This is a genomic window from Pannonibacter sp. I15F10I1 (assembly GCF_900185665.1).
GTDB lineage: Bacteria > Pseudomonadota > Alphaproteobacteria > Rhizobiales > Stappiaceae > Pannonibacter > Pannonibacter indicus.
The window spans coordinates 197112-218271 of record NZ_FYAN01000028.1; the positions used below are offsets into that span (position 1 = coordinate 197112).

At 61.0% G+C, this 21160-nt stretch carries 15 protein-coding genes; 1 reads left to right on the forward strand and 14 read right to left on the reverse strand.

Annotation, left to right across the window (positions count from 1 at the left end; translation table 11 throughout):
* Nucleotides 1–4: 4 nt before the first annotated feature.
* From IF10I1_RS19495 to IF10I1_RS19520, 6 genes are all read right to left on the reverse strand, one after another.
* Nucleotides 5–1084 carry a serine hydrolase gene (locus IF10I1_RS19495; protein WP_186391466.1) on the reverse strand — a complete coding sequence of 360 codons (1080 nt, stop codon included), beginning with the start codon at nt 1082–1084 and terminating at the stop codon, nt 5–7.
* 39 nt (nt 1085–1123) lie between these two features.
* Nucleotides 1124–2113, reverse strand: a complete 990-nt coding sequence (locus IF10I1_RS19500) for an ABC transporter ATP-binding protein (RefSeq protein WP_186391467.1) — start codon at nt 2111–2113, stop codon at nt 1124–1126.
* Entirely contained in the window at nt 2110–3087 is a 978-nt protein-coding gene (locus IF10I1_RS19505; protein WP_186391468.1) for an ABC transporter ATP-binding protein, read from the reverse strand. Before IF10I1_RS19505 ends, IF10I1_RS19500 begins: the two co-directional genes overlap by 4 nt.
* A complete protein-coding gene (locus tag IF10I1_RS19510) occupies nt 3084–3983 on the reverse strand; it encodes an ABC transporter permease (RefSeq protein WP_186391469.1) in 900 nt (299 codons plus the stop codon). Before IF10I1_RS19510 ends, IF10I1_RS19505 begins: the two co-directional genes overlap by 4 nt.
* Before the next feature lies 1 nt (nt 3984).
* Nucleotides 3985–4956, reverse strand: a complete 972-nt coding sequence (locus IF10I1_RS19515; RefSeq protein ID WP_186424616.1) for an ABC transporter permease — start codon at nt 4954–4956, stop codon at nt 3985–3987.
* Between the two features lie 126 nt (nt 4957–5082).
* Nucleotides 5083–6648: an ABC transporter substrate-binding protein gene (locus IF10I1_RS19520; RefSeq protein ID WP_186391471.1), complete on the reverse strand. Its 1566-nt coding sequence runs from the start codon at nt 6646–6648 to the stop codon at nt 5083–5085.
* A 902-nt stretch (nt 6649–7550) separates the two neighbouring features.
* Between IF10I1_RS19520 and cysK the strand changes: the two genes are divergently transcribed.
* On the forward strand, nt 7551–8513 hold the full coding sequence (gene cysK / locus IF10I1_RS19525) for a cysteine synthase A (protein ID WP_186424617.1): 963 nt from the start codon (nt 7551–7553) through the stop codon (nt 8511–8513).
* Between the two features lie 256 nt (nt 8514–8769).
* Here cysK and IF10I1_RS19530 read toward each other — a convergent pair whose 3' ends face one another.
* The 8 genes from IF10I1_RS19530 to IF10I1_RS19565 form a co-directional block, all read right to left on the reverse strand.
* Nucleotides 8770–9885: a siderophore-interacting protein gene (locus IF10I1_RS19530; RefSeq protein ID WP_186424618.1), complete on the reverse strand. Its 1116-nt coding sequence runs from the start codon at nt 9883–9885 to the stop codon at nt 8770–8772.
* Complete coding sequence (locus IF10I1_RS19535; RefSeq protein ID WP_186424619.1) at nt 9882–11156, reverse strand: MFS transporter; 1275 nt, start codon at nt 11154–11156, stop codon at nt 9882–9884. The genes IF10I1_RS19530 and IF10I1_RS19535 overlap by 4 nt, the downstream gene beginning before the upstream one ends.
* Before the next feature lie 61 nt (nt 11157–11217).
* A complete protein-coding gene (locus IF10I1_RS19540) occupies nt 11218–13428 on the reverse strand; it encodes a TonB-dependent receptor (RefSeq protein WP_186391475.1) in 2211 nt (736 codons plus the stop codon).
* Between the two features lie 155 nt (nt 13429–13583).
* Complete coding sequence (locus tag IF10I1_RS19545; RefSeq protein ID WP_186391476.1) at nt 13584–15368, reverse strand: IucA/IucC family siderophore biosynthesis protein; 1785 nt, start codon at nt 15366–15368, stop codon at nt 13584–13586.
* The gene (locus IF10I1_RS19550; RefSeq protein ID WP_186391477.1) at nt 15365–16321 is read right to left on the reverse strand and encodes a GNAT family N-acetyltransferase; all 957 of its coding nucleotides are present in this window, start codon (nt 16319–16321) and stop codon (nt 15365–15367) included. Before IF10I1_RS19550 ends, IF10I1_RS19545 begins: the two co-directional genes overlap by 4 nt.
* A 15-nt stretch (nt 16322–16336) precedes the next feature.
* Nucleotides 16337–18184, reverse strand: a complete 1848-nt coding sequence (locus IF10I1_RS19555; RefSeq protein WP_186391478.1) for an IucA/IucC family siderophore biosynthesis protein — start codon at nt 18182–18184, stop codon at nt 16337–16339.
* Nucleotides 18185–18272: 88 nt separating this feature from the next.
* The gene (locus IF10I1_RS19560; protein ID WP_186391479.1) at nt 18273–19619 is read right to left on the reverse strand and encodes a lysine N(6)-hydroxylase/L-ornithine N(5)-oxygenase family protein; all 1347 of its coding nucleotides are present in this window, start codon (nt 19617–19619) and stop codon (nt 18273–18275) included.
* Nucleotides 19616–20905, reverse strand: a complete 1290-nt coding sequence (locus tag IF10I1_RS19565; RefSeq protein WP_186391480.1) for an MFS transporter — start codon at nt 20903–20905, stop codon at nt 19616–19618. The genes IF10I1_RS19560 and IF10I1_RS19565 overlap by 4 nt, the downstream gene beginning before the upstream one ends.
* Nucleotides 20906–21160 lie beyond the last annotated feature (255 nt).

The following is a 21160-nucleotide window of genomic DNA, read 5'->3' on the forward strand; positions in this document are numbered from 1 at the left end:
CGGCTTAGCTGTTGCAACGCCTGTGCGCTGCAACAAAGAGATCGGCCACGGACAGGAACTGCTCCATGGTTACAGCCGGGAGCTCTTCAGTGAAGCTGCCATTGTTACGGGCGATTGCCTGCTCATCAGAGATTGCGCGCCGGTTGACGAGCACCATGTCGAGCTTCGGGAGGCATAAAATAAACTGACCGAAGTGACCTGCCGCTACGAAAGCATCTTCCCATTCCGGGGTCTCGGCCGAAGTGACAGGGACCCACCACAGGTAGCTATAACCTGCAATCCTTGACTTTCGGCTTTCATTCATCTGGCTGGCAGATACTCGGATCTTGGTGCTCTCGCGAACCCATTCAGACGGAATAATTTCCTGATCATGCCATTTGCCATTCCTGACCATAACAAGCCCAAGTCGAGCCATGTCTCTACAAGACAGGAAAAAATGATAGGCCAGATACCGGGATTGCCCGTCGTAGCCGAGCATGCGCTGGCGGTTTGGATCAAAATCCTCAAGCTGCAGCGGCCCGGCAAAATCTTCTGCAAATGCGTTGAATACACTGCGTCCAGTCAGCTTTTCGAATGCATGACCGAGAACGTTGAAGTCCCAGTTGTTATAATGAAAGTGGGACCCTGGTTTTTTGGTGCCACGTGCAGGGATGTTCTTCGTGTTGCTACCAGGGCTCCCAGGCTTGTGGTATACGCCTGAACAGCTGATCAGAAGATCTCGCAGCCGCGCGGACCGCTCAATTGGCAGGAGTGGTTCCTCCTCATCGATATCAAGCGCTTCCATCGTAAGATCTAGATCAATCAATCCAGAACTTACAGCCTTACCAAAGAGCATTGAAAGAATACTCTTCCTTGTTGATGCGAGATAGCTTACTTCGGATATGTCGCCGTATTTATATATAATATTACCGAATCTTACGGCGGCAAAGGAAGTTGTATTCAGGTTATTCAAAGCGGCATCAATCGCATTCCGCTCACCCTCTGAAAGACTTTCCGGATCAGAAGATGTGGAGATCTCCCATTTCTCAGCCGGATAAGTTCTCACGTCGGCTTTTATAGGTGCGAACGAAATCGTTTCAGACATAGTTCTTCCTTTTAGTCTGGTCTCAGTAACGCTGGAGGCTTAGTCGTTCAGATGACAGGCGCTGTTGTGGCCAGCAGAAAGCTGGCGCAAGGCAGGTCTTTCCACCCGGCATCGGTCCATGGCCAATGGGCAGCGCGGATGGAAGTGACAGCCAGAGGGCGGAGCAAGCGGACTGGGAATCTCGCCTGTAATTGTTGTGTAAGTCTTCTTCTCCAGATCCAGGCTTGGCCTCTCATTTAACAAGGCTCTGGTATAGGGGTGAGCTGGTGAAGAAAAAAGAACTTCAACCGGCGCCTCCTCTACGACCCGGCCGAGATACATCACAATAACGCGATGGGAGATATGCTGGACTACTGATAGATCGTGGCTGATGAACACATATGTCAATCCGAGTTCTTCTCTCAGATCCATGAAGAGGTTAATCACCTGAGCTTGAATTGAAACGTCGAGTGCGGCAACGGACTCGTCGCAGATAAGGACATCAGGGTTCACAGCCAGTGCACGTGCAATGCCGACACGCTGCCGCTGTCCTCCACTCAACTGATGCGGGAACCTGTCCATCAAGGCTGGATCGAGGCCAGCTCGCCGCATCTGCGTCTCGACGTAACCGAACAGCTCCTTTCGGCTCGTCAAGCCGTGATGAAGAGGTGCAGCTCCAATGATGTCCTTGAGCCGCTGACGGGGATTGAGTGATGAGGTCGGATCTTGAAAGATCATCTGAACCTTCAGCCGCTCAGTAAGCGTCTCCTTGGCGGTCAAGGCTTTGACAGGTATGTTTTTCAATCGCACTTCGCCGGAGGAGGGCTCGAGAAGGCCAGCAATTACGCGTCCCAAGGTCGATTTGCCGCATCCGGATTCGCCGACAATGCCAACCACCTCTCCCTGCGAGACAGAAATGCTGACACCGTCGAGAGCATGCACTACGGGGTTCGGCTTCTTGAGGTTAAGCGCTTCCAGCCCGCGTTCTATAAGGCCTGATTTCCTGCTGAAACGTTTGGCAATGTTCACGGCTTCAACGCGAATTGTCATGGCCGGCCTCCTTCGGAAACTGGGTTGAAGCATCGCACAAGACGGCGATCAGAACCTCCGAGCGGCGGCATTTCACTGCAGGCACCGGAAGCAGACGAACAGCGTGGGCGAAAGGCGCACCCTGCCGGGAGCCTGTCGATGGCAGGAGTCGTTCCTGGGATCTGGCTCAACCTCTCCCCGCGCGTGTTCCGGGACGGCAAGCTGTTGATCAAGCCATGGGTATAGGGATGCCGTGGGCTTCGAAGGACGTCAGCGGTATCTCCCTGCTCTACAATTCTGCCCGCATACATAACAGATAGACTGTCAGCGAGGCCTGCTACCACTGAAAGATCGTGGGTGATCCAGATGAGTGCGGTGCCCCGCTCACGGGCAAGCTTTTGAACAACAGATAGAATTTGAGCCTGTATTGTGACATCGAGTGCCGTCGTTGGTTCATCTGCGATGATCAGGTCTGGTGACAGCAAGAGGGCTGTTGCGATAGCAACGCGCTGACGCATCCCGCCTGAGAACTGGTGCGGATAGGCATCCAGCCGCTCGTCAGGACTTGGAATGCCTACCATGCCAAGAGCGTCTTTGGCTCTCTGGATGGCTTCTTTCTTGCCAACTTTCTCGTGCGCTAGAATGGTCTCAACCATTTGTGTCCGCACGCGCAGGACCGGGTTAAGCGTTGACATTGGATCCTGAAAGATCATGGCGATCCGGTTCCCGCGAAGTCGCCGCATTCCTTCACTTGGCAATCTGCACAAGTCTTCCCCTTTGAAGAGAATTTCTCCACCTGTAACGCGGACGGGCTTATCTACGAGGCCCATGATCGACAGCCCTGTGATGGACTTCCCCGATCCGGACTCTCCCACCAAACCCATCACCTCCCCGGGAGCGAGTTTCAGGCTCACCTTGTTGATCAGTGTCGTCGTTCGCTCAGAGGCAACAACCTCGGTCGTCAGATCCCTAACGTCGAGCAGCGTAGAAGTCATCGTTGCGCTCCTTTTGGATCAAGCATCTGGCGCAACCTGTCTCCAACAAGGTTGATGGCAAAGATGGTGAGTACAAGGGTTATTGCGGGGAAGAGGCTTATCCAGTAGATGCCTGAGAGCATGAACTCGAACCCGCTGGCGATCAGGAGGCCGAGTGATGGTTCAGTGATGGGGACCCCAAGGCCGAGGAAGCTCAAGGTAGCCTCGAGAGTAATGGCCCTGGCCACCTGCATGGTCAGGAGAACCACCAGAGGCGACAGGCAATTGGGGAGCAATTGCCTGCAAAGGATGTTCCAGTGCGGCAGGCGGAGAAGCTGAGCTGCCTCAACATATTCCCTCCGCATTTGAGTCAAGGCGGAGCCGCGTGCCGTTCGGGCGTATGTTGCCCACTCCACCAGAACAATGGCGAAGACCACGTTTCCTACACTCTTTCCAAGGAGTGCGAGAATGAGAAGCGCTGATAGTATTGTTGGAAACGAAAGCTGAAGGTCGACGATCCGCATCATCACCGTCTCAGTCCGTCCGCCAATGTAGGCTGCCATCAAGCCAAAGGCCGTCCCGGTAATGAACGCCAAGGTCGCAGATCCGAGGCCTACGACGAGGCTGATCCGGAGCCCATACATGATGGCCGACAGCATGTCCCTGCCTTGACTGTCGGAGCCGAGCAGAAACGTGAAGCCACTCATGGACTGACTGCCTGGAGCCATCCGGCCATCCATGATGTCAAGCTGAAGGAGGTCATAGGGATTCTGAGGCGACAGCAATGGCGCGAGCAAAGCCGCCAGGACGATGAGAACCGCAACGATCAAGCCAACGCATGCGAAAGGTGCGCGGCAGAAACGCTGAACAAAACTCCAGCTGCTGTTCAGTGACCGGGGAAAATAGCTGCGTTGCATATTATTCTCCCTGCAGTCGTATGCGTGGATCCAGTAGTCGATAAACAACGTCGACAACAAGATTTATAAAGACGAACATTAGAACAACGAGCATTAAATATGCCACAATAACGGGTCTATCAAGTGCGCTTATGCTGTCTATGATTATATTACCTGCTCCGGGCCAAGCAAATATCGTCTCAGTGACCACTGAGAATGCAATTGTCTGACCTATATCGAGCCCCACAACTGTTACGACGGGGATCATCACGTTCTTCAGAACATGTACGCTCAGGATTCTATTTCCTGTAAGACCTCGGGCTCGTGCAAATCTGACATAGTCACTCGTCATCGCTTCGCGTACGCCGGACTCAGTCAACCGTGCCACCATCGAGATGTTGAACAAGGAAAGACTGAGTGCCGGCAGGATGATGTGTTTGAAGCCGTCCCAGGTCAGGAAAGACCAGGCGACACCAAAGAGCATGCGGGTTTCACCCCGGCCAGAACTCGGGAGCCAGCCCAACTGAACGCTAAAAACTATGATCAGAAGGATGCCGATCCAGAATACCGGCAAGCTAAAACCGAGAATTGTTCCGGTCATAATGCTGCGTGCGAGGAGGCCTTCGGGCTTGTGACCGGCAATCAGTCCGAGAGGCAGGCCGATGATCACCGACAAAATGACAGCGGCAAATGCGAGTTCCAGTGTCGCGGGCAGGCGGGAGAGGATAAGATCTACAGCTGGCTCATTGTAAACATAGCTGATTCCAAGATTTCCTTGAGATATACCTTTTAAGAACAGGAAAAATTGCTCATGTAGCGGCCTGTCTAGCCCCAAGTCTGCAACCAATCGCAGACGCTCTTCGTGTGTGGCTTCTGGTGGCAGCAAAGTCTCGATAGGACTTCCAATCAGATGGAGGCCCAAAAAGAGAATAAGCGCCATCGCAAGCGCCACGAGAACCGCCTGCCCCGCGCGCTGGATTATCCATATAGTCATGTTGTTCCCGTAGATCTTGCTGTAACTGATGCAATCAGCCGCCAGCCGCGGTGTCGTTACAAGACACCGCGGGGATTTTGACGTCATGCCGCCAAATCGTGAGCACAATTGTCAGCGGGTCAGGTATCAATCGGAGACCGTGACGTCCTTTGCGAGCGTCCGTTCATCGATCCGCGGTGCGTAGGAGATACCCTTTCGCATCACCCATGCATTGCTCTGCATGTATAGCGGAATTACAGCGCCGTCATCCAGGGCGGCATTTACGGCCTCGATAAGCGCTTTCTCACGCTTGGCATCGTCAAAGATCGTCATGGCTGAGCTTACGATCTCGTCAAGCTGCGGATTGGAATATCCGCTGTCGTTCGAGGCACCAAGACCTCTTTTGGGATCCTTCGAGCCAATCACATTCACCAGCATCGAACTGGCATCATAGGTCGCATTTCCAAGTCCGAGCAGCTTCATCGCAAACTCACTCTTCCGGGAAGAGAACGTTGTCCAAGGAAGCGCTTCAACACTGGTGTTAACGCCGATTCTCGTCCACATCTGGGCAACCGCCTGGACGACTGCAGGCGCATTCGGATAGCGGTCGTTGGGAACATGGATCGTGAGGCGGAAGCCTTCAGGGTAGCCCGCGTCCGCAAGAAGCTGCTTTGCTGCCGCGGCATCGGCCGTAGGCACTTTAATTTCCGGGCTATAGGAAAACGCACCTTTGGGAAGCCACTGGCCTGAAGCGGTCGCTGTTCCGCTCATAATCCGGTCGACGATTGCTTCGCGGTTAATTGAAATTCCCAGTGCTTTTCTTACCCGCGGATCAGCAAGCGGATTCTTGTCGAGTTGCTCTCCGCTACTGCCTTTAATGAAGTTTTTCCAAGTGTCGCCTGACACGGTAGGCGCCAGATAGATCACTCGGAGACCTGGGGCGGATTCAAATGCCAGCTTTGCCTCTGATTTGAAGCGCTCGAGGTCTGTCGCGGCAGGCGCGTCGATGATGTCGACATCCCCCGCTAGAACTGCCGTTGTTCTCGCGCTTGGGCTGCCGATCATCCGGTAGATGGCCTTGTCCCATACAACCTCATGCCCCCACCAGTCGGGGTTCTTCTCAAGTACGATCTCATCACCCTGGCGAAAACTCGCCAAGCGGAACGCTCCCGTTCCGATCGCCGCCTTGCCTGAATTGTAGTCGGAGGTTTCGGCTCCCTCACCAGCGTGCCGGGAAACAATTGCTACATTGGCGAGCTCTCCCGGAAGGGTGGGCGACGGTCTTTTGGTCTTGATAATGACCGTGTGTTCGCCATCTGCCTCCACTTCAGCAATAGTGCGGAGGAAACCACCGAAGCCGCCCGGACTATTGGGGACATTGCCAGCACGGCCCAACGTGAAAACAACGTCATAGGAAGTCAAGGCTTTGCCGTCATGCCACTTGACGCCTTCCCTCAACGTGAAACGCCACTCTGTTTCATTTACCGCTTCCCACTTCACCGCCAAGCCAGGCAAAAGCTGGCCGGATGCACTGCGCTCGGTCAGGCGGTCAAAGATCTGCATCGCTATGCTGTTGTTGGGAGAGGCATTGTAAAAGTGTGGGTCGATGGATGTTACTGTACCAGCCAGACCGATTTTTAGATCATCTGCACTTGCGGAAGATATGAAAAAGGCAGCGGCAGCAGTCGCCATCAGGAAGGCTCTGATTTTCATGAGGTCCCCTTTGATATTATTAGTTGAGTTTTTTCACGCCTCCTCAAGGCGGTGGTGAGATTTTAATGGCTGACCTTCATTGATCAAATGAATAGTTTTAATGTTCTGCATTCGTCAGGCGAATTGAGGCTGGCGCCGATAGCTTGGGACACAGGCCATGAGAGGCATCCACTCTGAGCCGGGACCTCTGGCTTTGGGAGAGGTCAGACTGCCCATTACCGCTGCCAGATCAGCTTGCCCTTGATGGCCTGAAGAGCATCTCGACCGCGGCTGTATCGTAGCAATCTCCTTCTTTACTAATAAAGGCTGCAATAGAATTCTGCTCTTCTGTGGTCGACGGCACCAGGCACCGCACCGCCGCATGCCCTGAGCAAGTAATAGTCTTCCAGTACATCCCGCAAAGGCAGAAGGGCCATGTCCGGGCTCTTCACGCGATGGCGCAGATGTGCCGGCAGGACATCCGCATAGGTTCCGCTGCCGTTAAGATGCCCCCGGCGGATCTCGTCAGCGTACACGGCAAGTCCGGGCGCATGGGCAAGCGAAACGGTCTCCACATGCCCGGAACCGCGTGAGGCTTCAACAACGCAATATCCGGCGGGATAGGCGACAGGCGAGGGAACTGCGGCATTTACCAGACCGTCGAGTTCCACCCCGCCGGCAGTGTGCAGATGACCCGAGCGAAGCCGCTAAAACCGACGCTGCCCTGCACCCCTGCAATACGCCACCCCACCGGGGCCACCCCACCCCTAGCCCCCGTTTGGTAGAACTTTCCTTATTCCTCAGGCTTTTGAGCATGAGAGCACTCGATTCCGGCGGGAATTGTTCCTAGGTTAGGGTTCAGAATTCCGACAGAAGAACAGGTGCCCCGCATCATGGTGCCGGGGCCAGGACGGGAGATGAGAATGACCGACAGGAAGCCGGGCCGCGGCCGGATTTACAGCTCGATCACCGAAACCATCGGCGACACGCCGCTTGTGCGGCTGGACCGCCTTGCGGAAAAGCACGGGGTGAAGGCCACTCTGCTGGGCAAGCTGGAGTTCTTCAACCCGATTTCCAGCGTCAAGGACCGTATCGGCGTTGCCATGGTCGAGGCGATGGAAGCCTCCGGCCAGATCCAGCCGGGCAAGACCACGCTGGTGGAGCCGACCTCCGGCAACACCGGCATTGCTTTGGCCTTCGTGGCCGCCGCCAAGGGCTACCGGCTGATCCTCGTCATGCCGGAGACCATGTCCGTCGAGCGGCGCAAGATGTTCAAGATCCTCGGCGCCGAGCTGGAGCTGACGGAAGGGCCGAAGGGCATGAAGGGCGCCATCGCCCGTGCCCAGGAGCTGGTCAGCGAGATCCCCGGCGCGGTGATGCCGCAGCAGTTCGAGAACCCGGCCAACCCGGAGATCCACCGCCGCACCACGGCGGAAGAGATCTGGAACGACACGGACGGCAAGGTGGATGTGTTCGTCTCCGGCATCGGCACGGGCGGCACCATCACCGGCGTGTCGCAGGTGCTGAAGAGCCGCAAGCCGGGCCTGCACGTTGTGGCGGTGGAGCCGGCCGACAGCCCGGTCCTGTCCGGCGGCAACCCCGGCCCGCACAAGATCCAGGGCATTGGCGCCGGCTTCGTGCCGGGCGTGCTGGACACGTCGGTCTATGATGAGGTGGTCAAGGTCACCAATGACGAGGCCTTTGCCACGGCCCGTGAGGTTGCCCGCACCGAGGGCGTGCCGGTTGGCATTTCCTCCGGCGCGGCGCTGACGGCGGCCATCAAGGTTGGCCAGCGCGACGAGATGGCGGGCAAGACCATCGTCGTCATCATCCCCTCCTTCGCCGAGCGCTATCTCTCCACGGCGCTGTTCGACGGGCTGGAGTGAGACACGGCTGCAACGGCCAAGCGTAACAAAAACCCCGGCGGATGCAGCATCCGCCGGGGCTGAAGAAAACCCTCTCCGCCGTCATCCCGGACGCGCCCTGCGCGATCCGGGACCGGTGAGCCGGGGTGGATGCTGTTTCAACGCGTTTTGACCGAAAGGCTCGGGCTCACCGGTCCCGGATCTCCGCTTCGCTGCGTCCGGGATGACGGCGTTGAGGCAGAAAGAAAATGCGGCTCGTCGCCGTCCCCGCCTGAGCTTATCTCTCCATCCCGGTCTTGCCCTTCGTCCAGTAGGCAATCGCATACTGGCTGCCCTTGCCGAGGCCGAAGTCCTTGCGGAACAGGGGGCGGAGCTGCTGGGCGGTCTGCTGTTCGCCGGCAAACCAGGCAAAGGCGGGCTTCGTGCCCGTAAAGATGGCGCGGATGGCCTGTTCCAGATCCGCATCGAAGCTTTCCGGGGCAAGGCCATGCACCGTGAGGCCGAGGCGGGCAACCTTGGCGGCGGAAAGATAGGCCAGCGCCTCCGCGTCCGTGCCCAGCCCGAGGATCACGTGGCCGCCGCCGGAAACGGGGGTGCCTTCCCGGTCCATGTCCGCCGCCAGCGCCTCGATCATGCGGGCCACGGCCGGCGCGCCGGTGCCATCGGCGGCAAGGAGCAGCGGGCCTGCGAGCGGCGGATGCTGGAAGCCGGAGGGGCCGAGCAGGCCGATCACATCGCCTTCGCGGCAGGCCTCGGCCCAGTCCGAAACGGCGCCGCCCGCATGGCGGACAACGTCAATGTCGATTTCGCCGGCCTGCTTGCGGGTCTCCTTGAGGGTGTAATAGCGCATGTGCAGCCCGTCCGGCCCTTCAGGCAGGATCAGCGCGCCATTGGCGGCAAGCTTCGGCCAGACAGGGGTGCGGCCTTCCGGCGGCAGCAGCAATTTCACGTGAATCCCGTCGCTGCCAAAGCGCTCCATCCCCTCCACCTTGAAGGTGAGGCGGAGGAGGACAGGGCTGAGCGCCGCCTTCTTCAGCACCGTCAGCTCGTGGAAATAGGGCGGTGGAACTTCGCCATCGCGCGGGTCATCGTCGGACCAGCGCAAGGCGGTGGTCGTGCCGGGCTGCAGCTCTTCGAGATGCTCCATCAGCCATTGCTTCAGCCGGTGCAGCGGAACCAGCCCGTTTGCCTGCACCGTGATGCGCAGCCCTTCGCCCTCATGAACGGTGAGGCCAACGGTGTTGGGGTCAAGGTTCAGCACCACTTCGGCCGGGGAGGGGCGGATAACGTCCATGCCGTTGCGGAGCATTTCGGACACGAGCGTTTCCAGCAGGCCGGCGGGGGCGCCGCTGGGAAGCGTGGTGAAGGCAATCAGAGGGGCGGGGCCGTTCATGGGCGGACTTCCTCAAACATCGGCGGGGCGGGCTTGCGGCGCAGGAGTGTTGCCGTCAGCAGCACGGCAAGGCCGGACAGGGCCGTGGACAGGGTGAAGAGGGTGCCATAGCCAAGCTTGTCCGCCAGCATGCCGGAGGCGCTCGACCCGGCCAGATAGACCACCAGCTGGGCGCAGGCGAGAATGGTGAAGTCCGTACCGGGCTGGTCCTTCGAGGCGACGGACATGAACAGCGAATAGAGGACGACGATTTCCATGTAGCGGATCAGGGTCTGGAACCCGGCCGCACCGATGACCGTGTAGAGACTGTCCGACAGACCCAGCGCATGCAGGGCGAACATCAGGAAGCAGATGGTTCTGAGGCCGCCAAGGGTGATCAGGGCCGTGCGGGTGCCCTGCCAGCGCATGAGCCCCACGGCCACCACGGAACCGAGAAGCCCGGCCGTCGCCGCCGAAGCGCCCGAGAGATAGCCGATCCAGGACAGCGGCAGCTTGATATCAACGAGGTAAGACCCTTCCATCGCCTTGACGAGGCCTTCGCTGGCGCGGAACACCAGTGCCACGATGAGGATCTGCACGGCCTCCGGGCGGCGGAAGAAGGCGCGGAGCGAGGGCCGGGGAGCAGCGGAGCGTTCGCTGGTTTGGGAAGGGCCGCTGTCCTCGTCTTCCTCCATCATCACGGTCATGGCGAGGGGAATGAGGGACAGGGCGGCGACGAAGAGCAGCGTCGGCTGCCAGCCCCATTTTTCGAACAGGAACAGCGACAGGCTGCCGCCGATGACGACGCCGAAGGCGACTGCCCCGCCCTGGCAGGCGTTGCCGATGCCCCTGTCCGCTTCCGTCAGCTTCTGCGTGGCATAGCCGTCCGTGGCGATGTCCTGCGTCGACATGGCGATTGAAATGACCATGCACATAAGGAAGAGGCTGACCACATCGGCCGGCTGGATGAAGGCCATGGCAAACAGAGCGGCTGAGCAGACAAGCTGCATCGGCACGATCCAGCCGCGCCGGTGGCCGATGGGCAAAAGACGGATCCGGTCGACGAAGGGCGCCCATGCGAATTTCACCACCAAGGGCAGCATCAGCAGCGAGAAAAGCCCGATGGCCGTACGCGAAACGCCCTGCTCGCGCAGAACGGGCGGCAGGGCGGCGGCGATCAGATAGGTGGGAATGCCTTGCGCCAGATAGAGCCCGGCCAGCGTCACATAAAGACGGATCCGGCTCTTTTCTGCTGGCGCTGTCTGGCTTTGGGGCGCTGGTGCATCCCGCATGGCACTGGTCTTTCCGGAAAAAAGGCAAGCCTCCCGCAATCGCTTGCGGGAGGCCTCAGGATCAGAAGGTCACGCGGTAGGTGAGGGCAACCGTACGGCCAAGGCCCGAGATCTCCGCGCCGCGGACGGCGCTGGCTGTCGGGTTGACATATTCCGTGTCGAAGACATTGCGCACACCAAGTGACAGCTTGCCCGCTTTGCCCATGTCCTTCGAAACGCCCATGTGCACCAAGGTAACGGCTGGCAGGTGCTGGCTCGTCTGCTTGCGTCCAGACAGATGCTCGATCTCGGCGCGGGCCATGATGTCGTGAATGAAGCGCATCTCACCATAGACATTGAACTTGACGTTGTTCGGGATGCGGTTGTTCGGCATGTATTCGCCTGCATCAATGCGGCCGTTGCCATTGGCGTCATACTTGCCTTCCACATAGGAAAAGACGGTGCCGATGGTCAGCCGGTCGGTGGCATCCGCTTCGGCGGTGAGGTCAAAGCCCCAGATCTTTTCCTTCTGCTGGGAAACGCTGTTGGTCAGAGGGTCGAAGGCCGTGCCCTTGTCCGAAGTGGAGATATAGGCACTGGCGGTGCCGCGCACCCGGCCCCAGTCTCCGCGCAAGCCCGCTTCATAAGTGTTCACCAGCTGCGGCTCGGGCGCAATATTCGCGTAGCTGATGTTGAGATTTGCCGGAGCGTTGCCGCAGCCAAGCGCGCGCAGCAGAACGCCATAGGTGGCGCAGATGTCGGTGGTGGAATTGGCACCGGCACGGCGGGTGAAGCCGCCGATATCTGACAGGGAATAGCCCTGGGAGAAGTTGGCGAAGGCCTGTGCTTCCTCGGTCAAATCGAAAACGCCGCCGATGTTGTAGGTCGGGGAGTTGTAGGAGAAGCTGCCGCCTGTGACGTTGACATTCCGGAGCGGCACACGGGCTCCGCGGAAGAGGAAGATGCCGGAAGGCCGCGTGAAGTCTTCGACGTCAAGATAGAACTGGTCGAAGCGGGCGCCGCCCTGCAGGGTGAACCGGTCTGTGACCGGAAGTTCCAGCTGCGCAAAGGCGCCAATCTGGTTCTGCGTCATGGGGGCGATCACCGCCGCTCCATCCACGCGCGCCTGCGTGGTGTGGTCGTAGGTGTAATCAGCACCCCAGGTGATTTTCGCGCCGTCGCGGATGAAGTCGAGATCGCTGTTGACCGTCGCATTGATGCCAGCCCGCTCGCTTTTCAGCACTGTCTGATTGTAGGGCGAAACGACTGTGGACCCGTTGGAGGCCGCATAGACGAACGAGTTCTCAGGCGACAGGGTGTTGAACAGGGACTGCTTCTTGATGGAATTGTAGAAAGCCGTGACGTTGAGCACACCGAGCATGAAGTCATTCTCGGTGAAGGTGCCGGTCAGGTATTTGGAGTCTTCCTCCAGCCGCTGGCCGGTGTAAGGGGAATTAAAATCCGGGCTGATGGGCGTGCTGGCGTAATTGGTCATCCAGTCCGGCTTCTGGTCGAGATAGGTCCAGTCGAAGGACAGGCCGAAACGGCGCGTCTCGTTTTCGTAGCCGAGCGAGGTGAACATGTTGCCCTGCCGCGTCCGGTCGCTGCCGCCCTGCCCGATCAGGGCATCGGAAGGCATTTCGCGGCCCTTGCCGTCATAGGTCTTGCGCGTCATGTCTCCGGAGAGGGAGAAGAAATAGTCGAATTGGCGGATACGGCCTTCCACATTGGCGCTCACCGACGGCGAGATCGACTTTCCGAGATCCTGGGTGAAGGCGGTCGCCTGGGTGGTGATGGTGGTGCGAATACCCTCTTCCATACCACGCTTGGTGATGAAGTTGATGGTGCCGCCTGTGGCGCCAGCGCCATAGAGGCTGGAAGAACCGTTGACCACTTCGATGCGCTCGATCGTGTTGAGATCGATCATCGACAGGATGCGGGTGTTGTCGCGCAGAGGGGTGTTGCGCGGCACGCCATCGACCATGATCAGCACATTGCGGCCGCGGAATGTCTCCGATCCGCCCGAGATGGTCTGGTTCGACGGAGCAAAGCCCGGAACAAGGCGGGAAATCAGATCGGTCGGATCGGTGGAGCCGAAGCTTCCAGCCTCGATCTGCTCCCGGTCGATGACGACAACCGACTGCGCCAGCGTGCTGACCGCACTTTCACTGCGCCCCGCAGTGATGACGATCTTGTCGAGGGTGGACGTCTTCTGCGCGGTCTCATCCTGCGCCAATGCCGGAAAGGCTGCGATAAGCGCCGTTGTCGTCAGCGCGAGTGTCTTCAGATGCATGGCCTGCCACCTTTTGCATGTGTGTTTCAAGTCGGTTGGCGGTGGCTTGGCCCTTGCGGCCTGGCTTCCTGATATTGGCGCTACAACTGCATATATGAATTAGGGATTCAAGTTTTGTTCGGTATGTGCGCCTTGCAAAAGTTGTGCTGTTGCGTTCACGCAACATTTCCGCAACGGCACAATGGGTTGCGTAGATCCGTGCCGAGGGCTGGCATCGGCCGCTGGGCGGAATCGCCATAGCCGATGGCAAAGCGCACCTTGTTGATGCAGACCCTCGGCATCGCCGGATGGAACAGATCGAACATCTTGTGCCGTTCTGCCAGATCCGGATGGGCCGCCATATATGCCTCAAGCACATCCGCCAGAAGCCGGTAGAATCTGTCTTCCGGCAGCACGCCGGACGCCTCAAGCCGGGCAGAGAAGAAGCGCAGCACGGTGACGAAATGCGCCGTCTGGATGTTGTGAACGATATAGGCCGGAGGCTTCGACGGCAGCACCGCCCTCACTTCGTCCGGCAGGTCCGCCTGTTCGGGAAACACCACATTGACCAGATCCACGTCGCCCTGCAGATCCTTGATGGCAATGCCAGCCGGCACGTCCCTTTCCAGCACCACGGTGATGTTCTGCCCATGGGCGATGAAGCCCGTGCCGAAGCGGCAGAGCATGTGATAGAGCGGCACCACGCTGACCTCGAAGAGGCGCTTCAGCCAGTCCTCGAAGTCCAGTCCCGCCCGGCGGGCATGGGCCACGGCCAGCGGCCGCCCCTCCGCATCGGGATGCAGCAGCGCGGCATAGAGACAGGCGCGGCGGTTTGGCCCCACCCGGCCGGAGGCATTGTCGCGCCAGATCACGCCCAGCGTTTCGCCATGCTGATAGGGCGCATCCTCCATCTGGCCATAGAGCGGGTGCCGGTACCAGATGCCGCGTGCCTCGCGCAGGATCGTCACGTGCCGGGCCAGCAGATCATCTGAGGCCACGATGCCTTCCAGCCAGTCAGAGAGCGCAGCGCCGATGGCGATGTATTTGCCCGGAATGCCGCGCCAGGCGGAGGTGTTGAGGATGGTCAGCGCCACCTTCACATCCGCAGAGCCGGGCCGGTCGATGCTGGTGAGCGTGCGCAGGCTGGGACCGGCCACATAGCGCCCGCCGAAGCTGCCGAGAAACACCAGATCGCCGGTGGCAAGATCCGTTACATAGGCCTGCTGGATCACATTGTCCCACTGCCAGGGATGCACGGGGATCAGCGTGTGGGTCTCAAGGCTGAGCCCCTTTTCCGTGAGGCGGGCGAGAAGCTTTGCCGCCTCAGCTTCGCCGAGCTGGCGGCGCAGGAACGCCGCTTCATAGTCGTCACCGCCCAGACGGCAGTTCTGCCGGCTGGCTGCCAGCCAGAACAGGGAGAAGGGTTCGGCCGATTCCGGTGAATAGCGGGCAAGGTTATCCGCGCCCCAGCCAAGGCGCCCCTTGTTGGCCACCGCCTTGGGGTGGCCTTCCAGCAGGCCGTGCAGCACATGCACGGGCAAGTCGAGCAGCCGGTCCGCCTCAAGGCCTTCCGTTTTCTGATGCAGGATCATGTCCTGCCGCAGGGTGTTGGAAAGTTCGCGCAGGAAGGTGGCAAGGGTTTCCGGCGCCATGCCGAGCTCGGCCCTTGCGTCCAGCGTGAACTGCAGCGGCGAGGTGGCCCCCTCCGGCTCACGGCGGATTGTCCGGCTGTCCGTCAGAAGGTTGCCCCAGGCGCCCGTGCGGGCGGCAAAGCGCCAGGTGATGCCGGACTTGAGGCGCAGGGCATATTCGCTGTCGCCTTCTGCTTCCGGCGCCAGCACTTCCTCGTAGGTCAGTTCGTCCAGCATCTTGGCAAGGCCTGCGCGGCAAACCTCCTGCCAGCGGGCGTCAGCGGCGCTCCGGCTGTCTGCCGGGGTGGAGACTGCAAAGGGCGCGTTCACAGCCGCACCTCCGAGAAGAACCGGTCACGCGGGCAGCGCATCAGGGCCGAGCGCTTGTGCGGGAAGTCGAACTCCTTGACCTTTTCGTAGCCGACTTCAGCGGCGTAGTTCAGCAGCTTGGCATTGTCGACGCGCGGCTCGCCCATGATGTTTTCCGTCATTGGGCAATCGAGGAAGAGGTAATGCAGCAGGCCGCGCAGCCAGGCGCCGGTCTTGGCCCGGCCAAGGTGGCGGCGCTCGCCGATCAGCCCATGCCAGGCCCGGTCCCAGGGGCCGCTGTCATAGAAGGGGCCAAGCCGGTCCTCCCGCACCCAGTAGGTCTCGAAATAGCCCGCGTCCTCGCCGTTGAAACAGCCGATCAGCGGATAGGTGTGCGGACGCTCCGCGAAGGCGGCGAGATAATCGCGCAGCTTCGGCTTGTCCCAGGCCAGTTCCCAGAAATAGGCGACGCGGCCATCGTTCATCCAGCGGTGGAAGGTGTCGAGGTCCCGGTCGATGTCCACCGCACGGAAGGAGACGGTGAGATCGGCCACCGGGTCATACCGCTCGTAGACCACGCCCACCGGATGGGGCGGGCGCAAGGGGTGGTCGCGGCCATCGGGTCCCGGCACCAGTCCGGTGCGCAGCCGTCCCGTGGGCCTGTGCCTCAGCCAGAGCAGGTCTGTCTGATAAAAGCCGTCGCGGCGCACCTCCAGCCCGCCCGCAACCGGATGGGCGAAGGGCAGATCGCGGGTCGTGAGCGGAGCATCTGCCGGATCAAGGATCAGCCGGTGAAGGCTTCCGTCAGCGGCAAAGGCCGCTTCCAGCGCCCGCAGCACGGCGCCGGTCAGCTCGTCCGCGCCCGGCGTTGTGCCGTTCAGGCGCAGCGACAGAACCGGTGTTTCCCCGGTGCTGTCGAGACGGGTGGTCACGAGGGCTTCCGCCCGGGTGGTGCTGGCTGCATGAATGTTCATGGGCTTGTCTCCGTGTCACTTACCGTCCGCGCGCATCAGCGGCAGCAGCGGGTTCGGCATTTCAAGGAAGGCGGCGAGCTGGCCCGAGCCATCGCCCGAAGCCTCGTTCACGTTGCTGAGGCTGGTGCGGTAATTGCCCTTGCTCACCCAGGTGGGGCGGTTCAGCAGGAAGTCATGCAGGCTGGTGTCGCCCCGGCTCTGCGCCTTCTCCCGCTGCAGGAAGGTCAGAAGGCAGCGGTTGGCCCGCTCTTCCGTGATGAGGCCATCCAGCACCAGTGTGGCGATCACGCTCATCAGATTGTTGATGATGACGTAGTAGCAGAAGAGCCCGTCACCCAGTTCCGGCGGCACCACGTTCTCCGCGTGGCGGCCGATATCGGGCAGGTGCTTTGCCAGCATCTCGTGATGGGTGGTCAGATGGCCGGTGCCCTGACAGTCGCGCAGCCACAGATGCGCGGGCCAGCCGTGCTCATCGAGCGCCAGCGTCATGTTCTGCTGATGCGCACCAAAAAGCAGGCCGTAGCGGGCGCGGATTTCCAGAAGCGGATGGATCGCCGCATCCAGGAAGCCCTGCAGCCAGCTTTCCGCCAGATCCTCCGCTGCGCCGCCATTGCGGGCGGCACGGGTCAGGATCAGTTCGCCCAGCGGAGAAGCTCCATCTGGGCGCTGCTCGCACAGGCCCGCCATCATCACCGGCCCGGCGGCGGTTTCATCACGGAACGGGTTGTCGCGCAGGACAACGAAACTTTCCTCCAGCGCCCCGCCATCGGCATCCTTCAGCGCCACATAGGCCGGTTCGCGCAGGATCGAGGCCTTCGGGAATTCGGTGGCAAGGCTTTCACCGATCGGGCCATCCAGCAATTCGGCCAGTTGCAGCCCGCGTTCCACCTCCTTGCGCGCCAAGGTACGGCGGGAGTTGGTGAGGCGCAGCGACAGCGAGAATTTCAGCATGGACGGCGCATGCCAGGCATGGACACCCCGGAACGAGCCGGTGGCGGCAAAGGGCTGGCCCAGTTCGCCCAGCGGGCGCAGCAGGCCTTCGCGCAGGAGGGCGATGACATCCGCCCGGGCAAGAAGCTTCGGCGCCTGAAACGGATGCCAGGGCAGCGGCACGAAGCCGTCTTCCGGCTGGCGCAGCTCTTGCGGCAAGGACGGATCACTGTCTGCCAGGACCCGCAGCATCTGTTCTGCCGGGGTCAGCGTGCCGCTGGCAAGGACGAGGATGGAGCGGTGGGCGAGGCACCAGAACAGCGGGAAACATCCGCCTAGATCCGGCGCGAAGCGGCGTGCCTCCGGGAGATCCAGCCCGTCGCGGCTGCGCGGATTGGGATGGGTGGCGTGGCCGCCGGTCAGGGCTTGCTCCCCCTGCTGGAAAGTCCAGCCTGAGGCGAGGCCCAGCGGCGGGCGGGCACGGAAGGCTGCTTCGACGGCAAGCCGGCTGTCCATCACCCGCTGCAGCAGCTTCATCTGCAGGGCTTCATCGCCCGCGCTTGCTACCGGATCGGTGATGAGCAGGGCCAGTGCTGTGGCCAGCGGCACCTTGCGCAGGCTGCCGTCAGCGCCCATCAGACAGAAAGGCAGGCGCACGGCGGTGCGGAAGGGGGTGCGGGCCGGGGCGTGGATCAAAAGCGCACCGCCGCCCGCAAGCGGCAGTTTCAGGATTTCTCCGCCCGGCGCGGCAAAACCGTCCGGCAGGGAGGCCTCAAGGCTCGCCCGCTCACCGGGGGCAAGCGCAGACCAGCCGTCCCACTCACGCAGAAGGGCATTCAGGAAAGCGCTCGCGGCGGAATGATCGGCCAGCGCTGCGGCATCCATGGGCGCGGCAGCGGGTGTCATCCGGTTTGAAGGCAGAAGCTGGTTCATGCCGGGTCCTCGTCAATCGGGATCAGGTCAGCCGCCGCCGCCAGGACCGGGGCAGGTCTGGCAGGCGGCGGCGATGGTGGCGGCCGGGTTAGCCGACGGCCCGGGTGAGCGGGGCTTCATCCGGGAGACGCTTCGGCCAGTCCACCAGTTCCGGTCCGGCGCTGACATCGAAGAGGTCTTCTCCGGTCAGGGCGTTGATGATGACGGCGCTGCGCCAGGCCATGAGGCTCATCTGCGGATCGACGATGCCATGCGACGACAGGCCGAGATTGAGGCCGAAGAGGCCGATGCTGGAGGGCCCATCCCATTGCAGGCGGTAGCTGGCATCCAGGACCGGCAGGCCATTGGCATCGAGATCCAGCCGGTGGCGCAACGGCTCAAGGCAGGCTGGCAGGGCAGGGCGGGCGCCGGTCGCCAGGATCACCGCATCGGCGCCGAAAAGCTCGCTTTCGCCGCTGGTGATCGCGTGCGTGTGCAGCAGGAAACCGCCGTTCTGCCGGTCCATTGCCTCCAGATTGCGGCCCGGCAGCAGGGAAATGCAGTTCTCGCCCATGAGATGGCGGCGGCGGTAGATCTCTGCAAAGAGTGTGTCCACCGTAGCTGGCGTCAGTCCGTCGCTGGCGAGCTTCTGGCAGGAAATCTCGCTGCGCTGGGCCTCGAAGGGGAGCGTCTGATAGGCCGCGACATAACCCGGCGTGAACACCTGATCGACAAAGCCGCCTTCCTCCAGCGGCGAGAAGCGCGGCAGATTGCTGATCCAGCTTACGTGCGCAGGCGCGCCCTCGGCGCGGGTCAGAAGGTCGAGCAGGATTTCCGCGCCGGTCTGCCCGCCGCCGATCACGGCCACGCGCTTGCCCGTGAAACTGCGCGGCTGGGTCAGGTAGGTTCCCGCATGGAAGCAGTCGGCCCCCAGATGCACGGCCGTGCAGGGCGGCACAAACGGCGCCATGCCTGCGCCTGCAATGAGATTGTGCGCCAGCTCCGTGCGGCCGCTGGCAAATTCCAGCCGCAGGCGGCTGCCGTCCAGATGGACGGCCGTGGCTTCCTCGCCAAAGGTGAGAGTGTCGAGCCGTCCGCTCACCCACTGCAGATATTCGTTGAATTCCATCCGTGTGACGCCGGTGAAGCGGCCGGAAAGGAAGTCATAGAAGCGCTTCTTCTCCACCAGAAAGGCGGTGAAGGAATGCGGGCTGGTCGGCAGGACGGGCGTGACCAGATCCTTGAGGAACGAGGTCTGCAGGATCGAGCCGGGGAACATCAGACCCTGATGCCAGATGAATTGCTTCTTCTTCTCAAAAAAGCGCGCATTCAGCCCCGGCACGCTGTCGAGGAGCGCAGCGACGCTGAGATTGAAGGGGCCGATGCCAATTCCAGCCACATCAAGCGGCAAGGCGGGGGTGCCGGCATGGGGGCGCATTTCGAGCACGGGGTTCATTCTGATGCTCCTTTATGAGGGGCGTGGACAGGGGCGGCGGCGGACAAATCCGGGAGGGGGAGCTGAAGCGCCGGGCCGCTGCTGCGGCTGAAACGGGTGAGGATTGGGATGAGAATTGCGGTGAGCGCGGTTGCGCCCGCCAGAACGGCAAGGGCCATGTCGAGGCTGAGGGAGCCCAGAACACCGCCCGCAAGGGAGCCTGCAGCAAGCCCTGCAAATTGCAGGCTGCTGAGGCGGGTGGAGGCCAGGGCGCGGCCTGACGCAGGCATGCCTTCGGCAGACAGCGTCAGCGCCGTATTGGCGCCCAAGGCTACGGAAAGACCGGCAGCGGTGAGCGCTGCGGCAAGCGCCAGCACCGGCAGGCTGGCGGCAAAGGTCAGAAGGCCAAGCCCGGCAGCGCAAAGCACTGCCCCGGCCAGGCGGCCTGCCTGAAGGCGGTGGCCGATGATCCGCTCAAGGCCGAGCTGCACGGCAATGCCCACCGCGACAGAGACGGCCAGGCACAAGCCGGCCGCGCTGGCCGCTTCCGAAGGAGAGAGGGAAAGCCGCTGCGCGATGACGGGCCCAAGCAGCACATAAGCCGCGCCCGTGGACAGCTGCAGCAGGAAACCAAGAGACAGAGGCCCCGCCAGCGGGCGCCAGCCCGGTCTGGCTGCACCGGCTTCCATCTTCGGAACCGGGCGGACGGCAGGTTTTTCGCCGCTGTCTTTGCGCAGGAAAAGCACAAGCGCCGCCAGATAGACCGGCAGGGGCAGCAGAACGGGCGCCCAGGCGCCAAGCAGAAGCAGGGGCGCGATCAGGGCGTTTCCGGCGAGGCGGCCAATGCCGTTCATGGCATTGAGCCGGCCGATGTGACCGGCCAGCGCCGCGCCCTCTGTTCCGGTGTTCTGCGGTTTCCGGACCGTGCCCGCGCTTTGTGCCAGCGGCAGAATGGCCGGGGCGCTGAGGCTGTAGATCAGGCGTCCGGCAGCCAGAAGCGCGAAGGCCGGCAGGGCGGCGAGCCAGCCATATGCTGCTGCGGCAATGCCTGCGCCCATCATCATGGCGCCGAGGCCGGCACCTGTCAGTGTCAGCTGCAGGGCCCGGTCAAGCCCACCGCTGGCTGCCACACGGCCCCAGCCCGGAATGGCAAGAGCGGCCGCGAGCAGGCCAAGCCCGACCAGGGCCCCGAGCGTTGCGAGACTGACACCGAAAAGATGCTGCAATACCGGCACAAGGGCGATCAATGCCGCCTGATGGAATGCATTGGCCGCCAAGGCCAGCATCAGCATCCGGAGTTTTGCCACGGGCACGCAACCTTGAGTTTTTGATTTTGCCTTCAATACCTGAGTTTTTGATTCAAGTAAAGATGGTTGATGATCCCGGCCCGGCGAAACGTGCAGCAAAATTTTTTGGAACAAAGTTCTCCGTGGTGTGTTTTGCTATCGTGTGTGGGAAAAACAGGATGGCTTTCAGTTGTTTCTCAATTCAGGGATCAATGAGGCCATCTGCAAGAAATGGAGGATAAATAATGATCCAAAGGATTATTGCTACAACCGCTC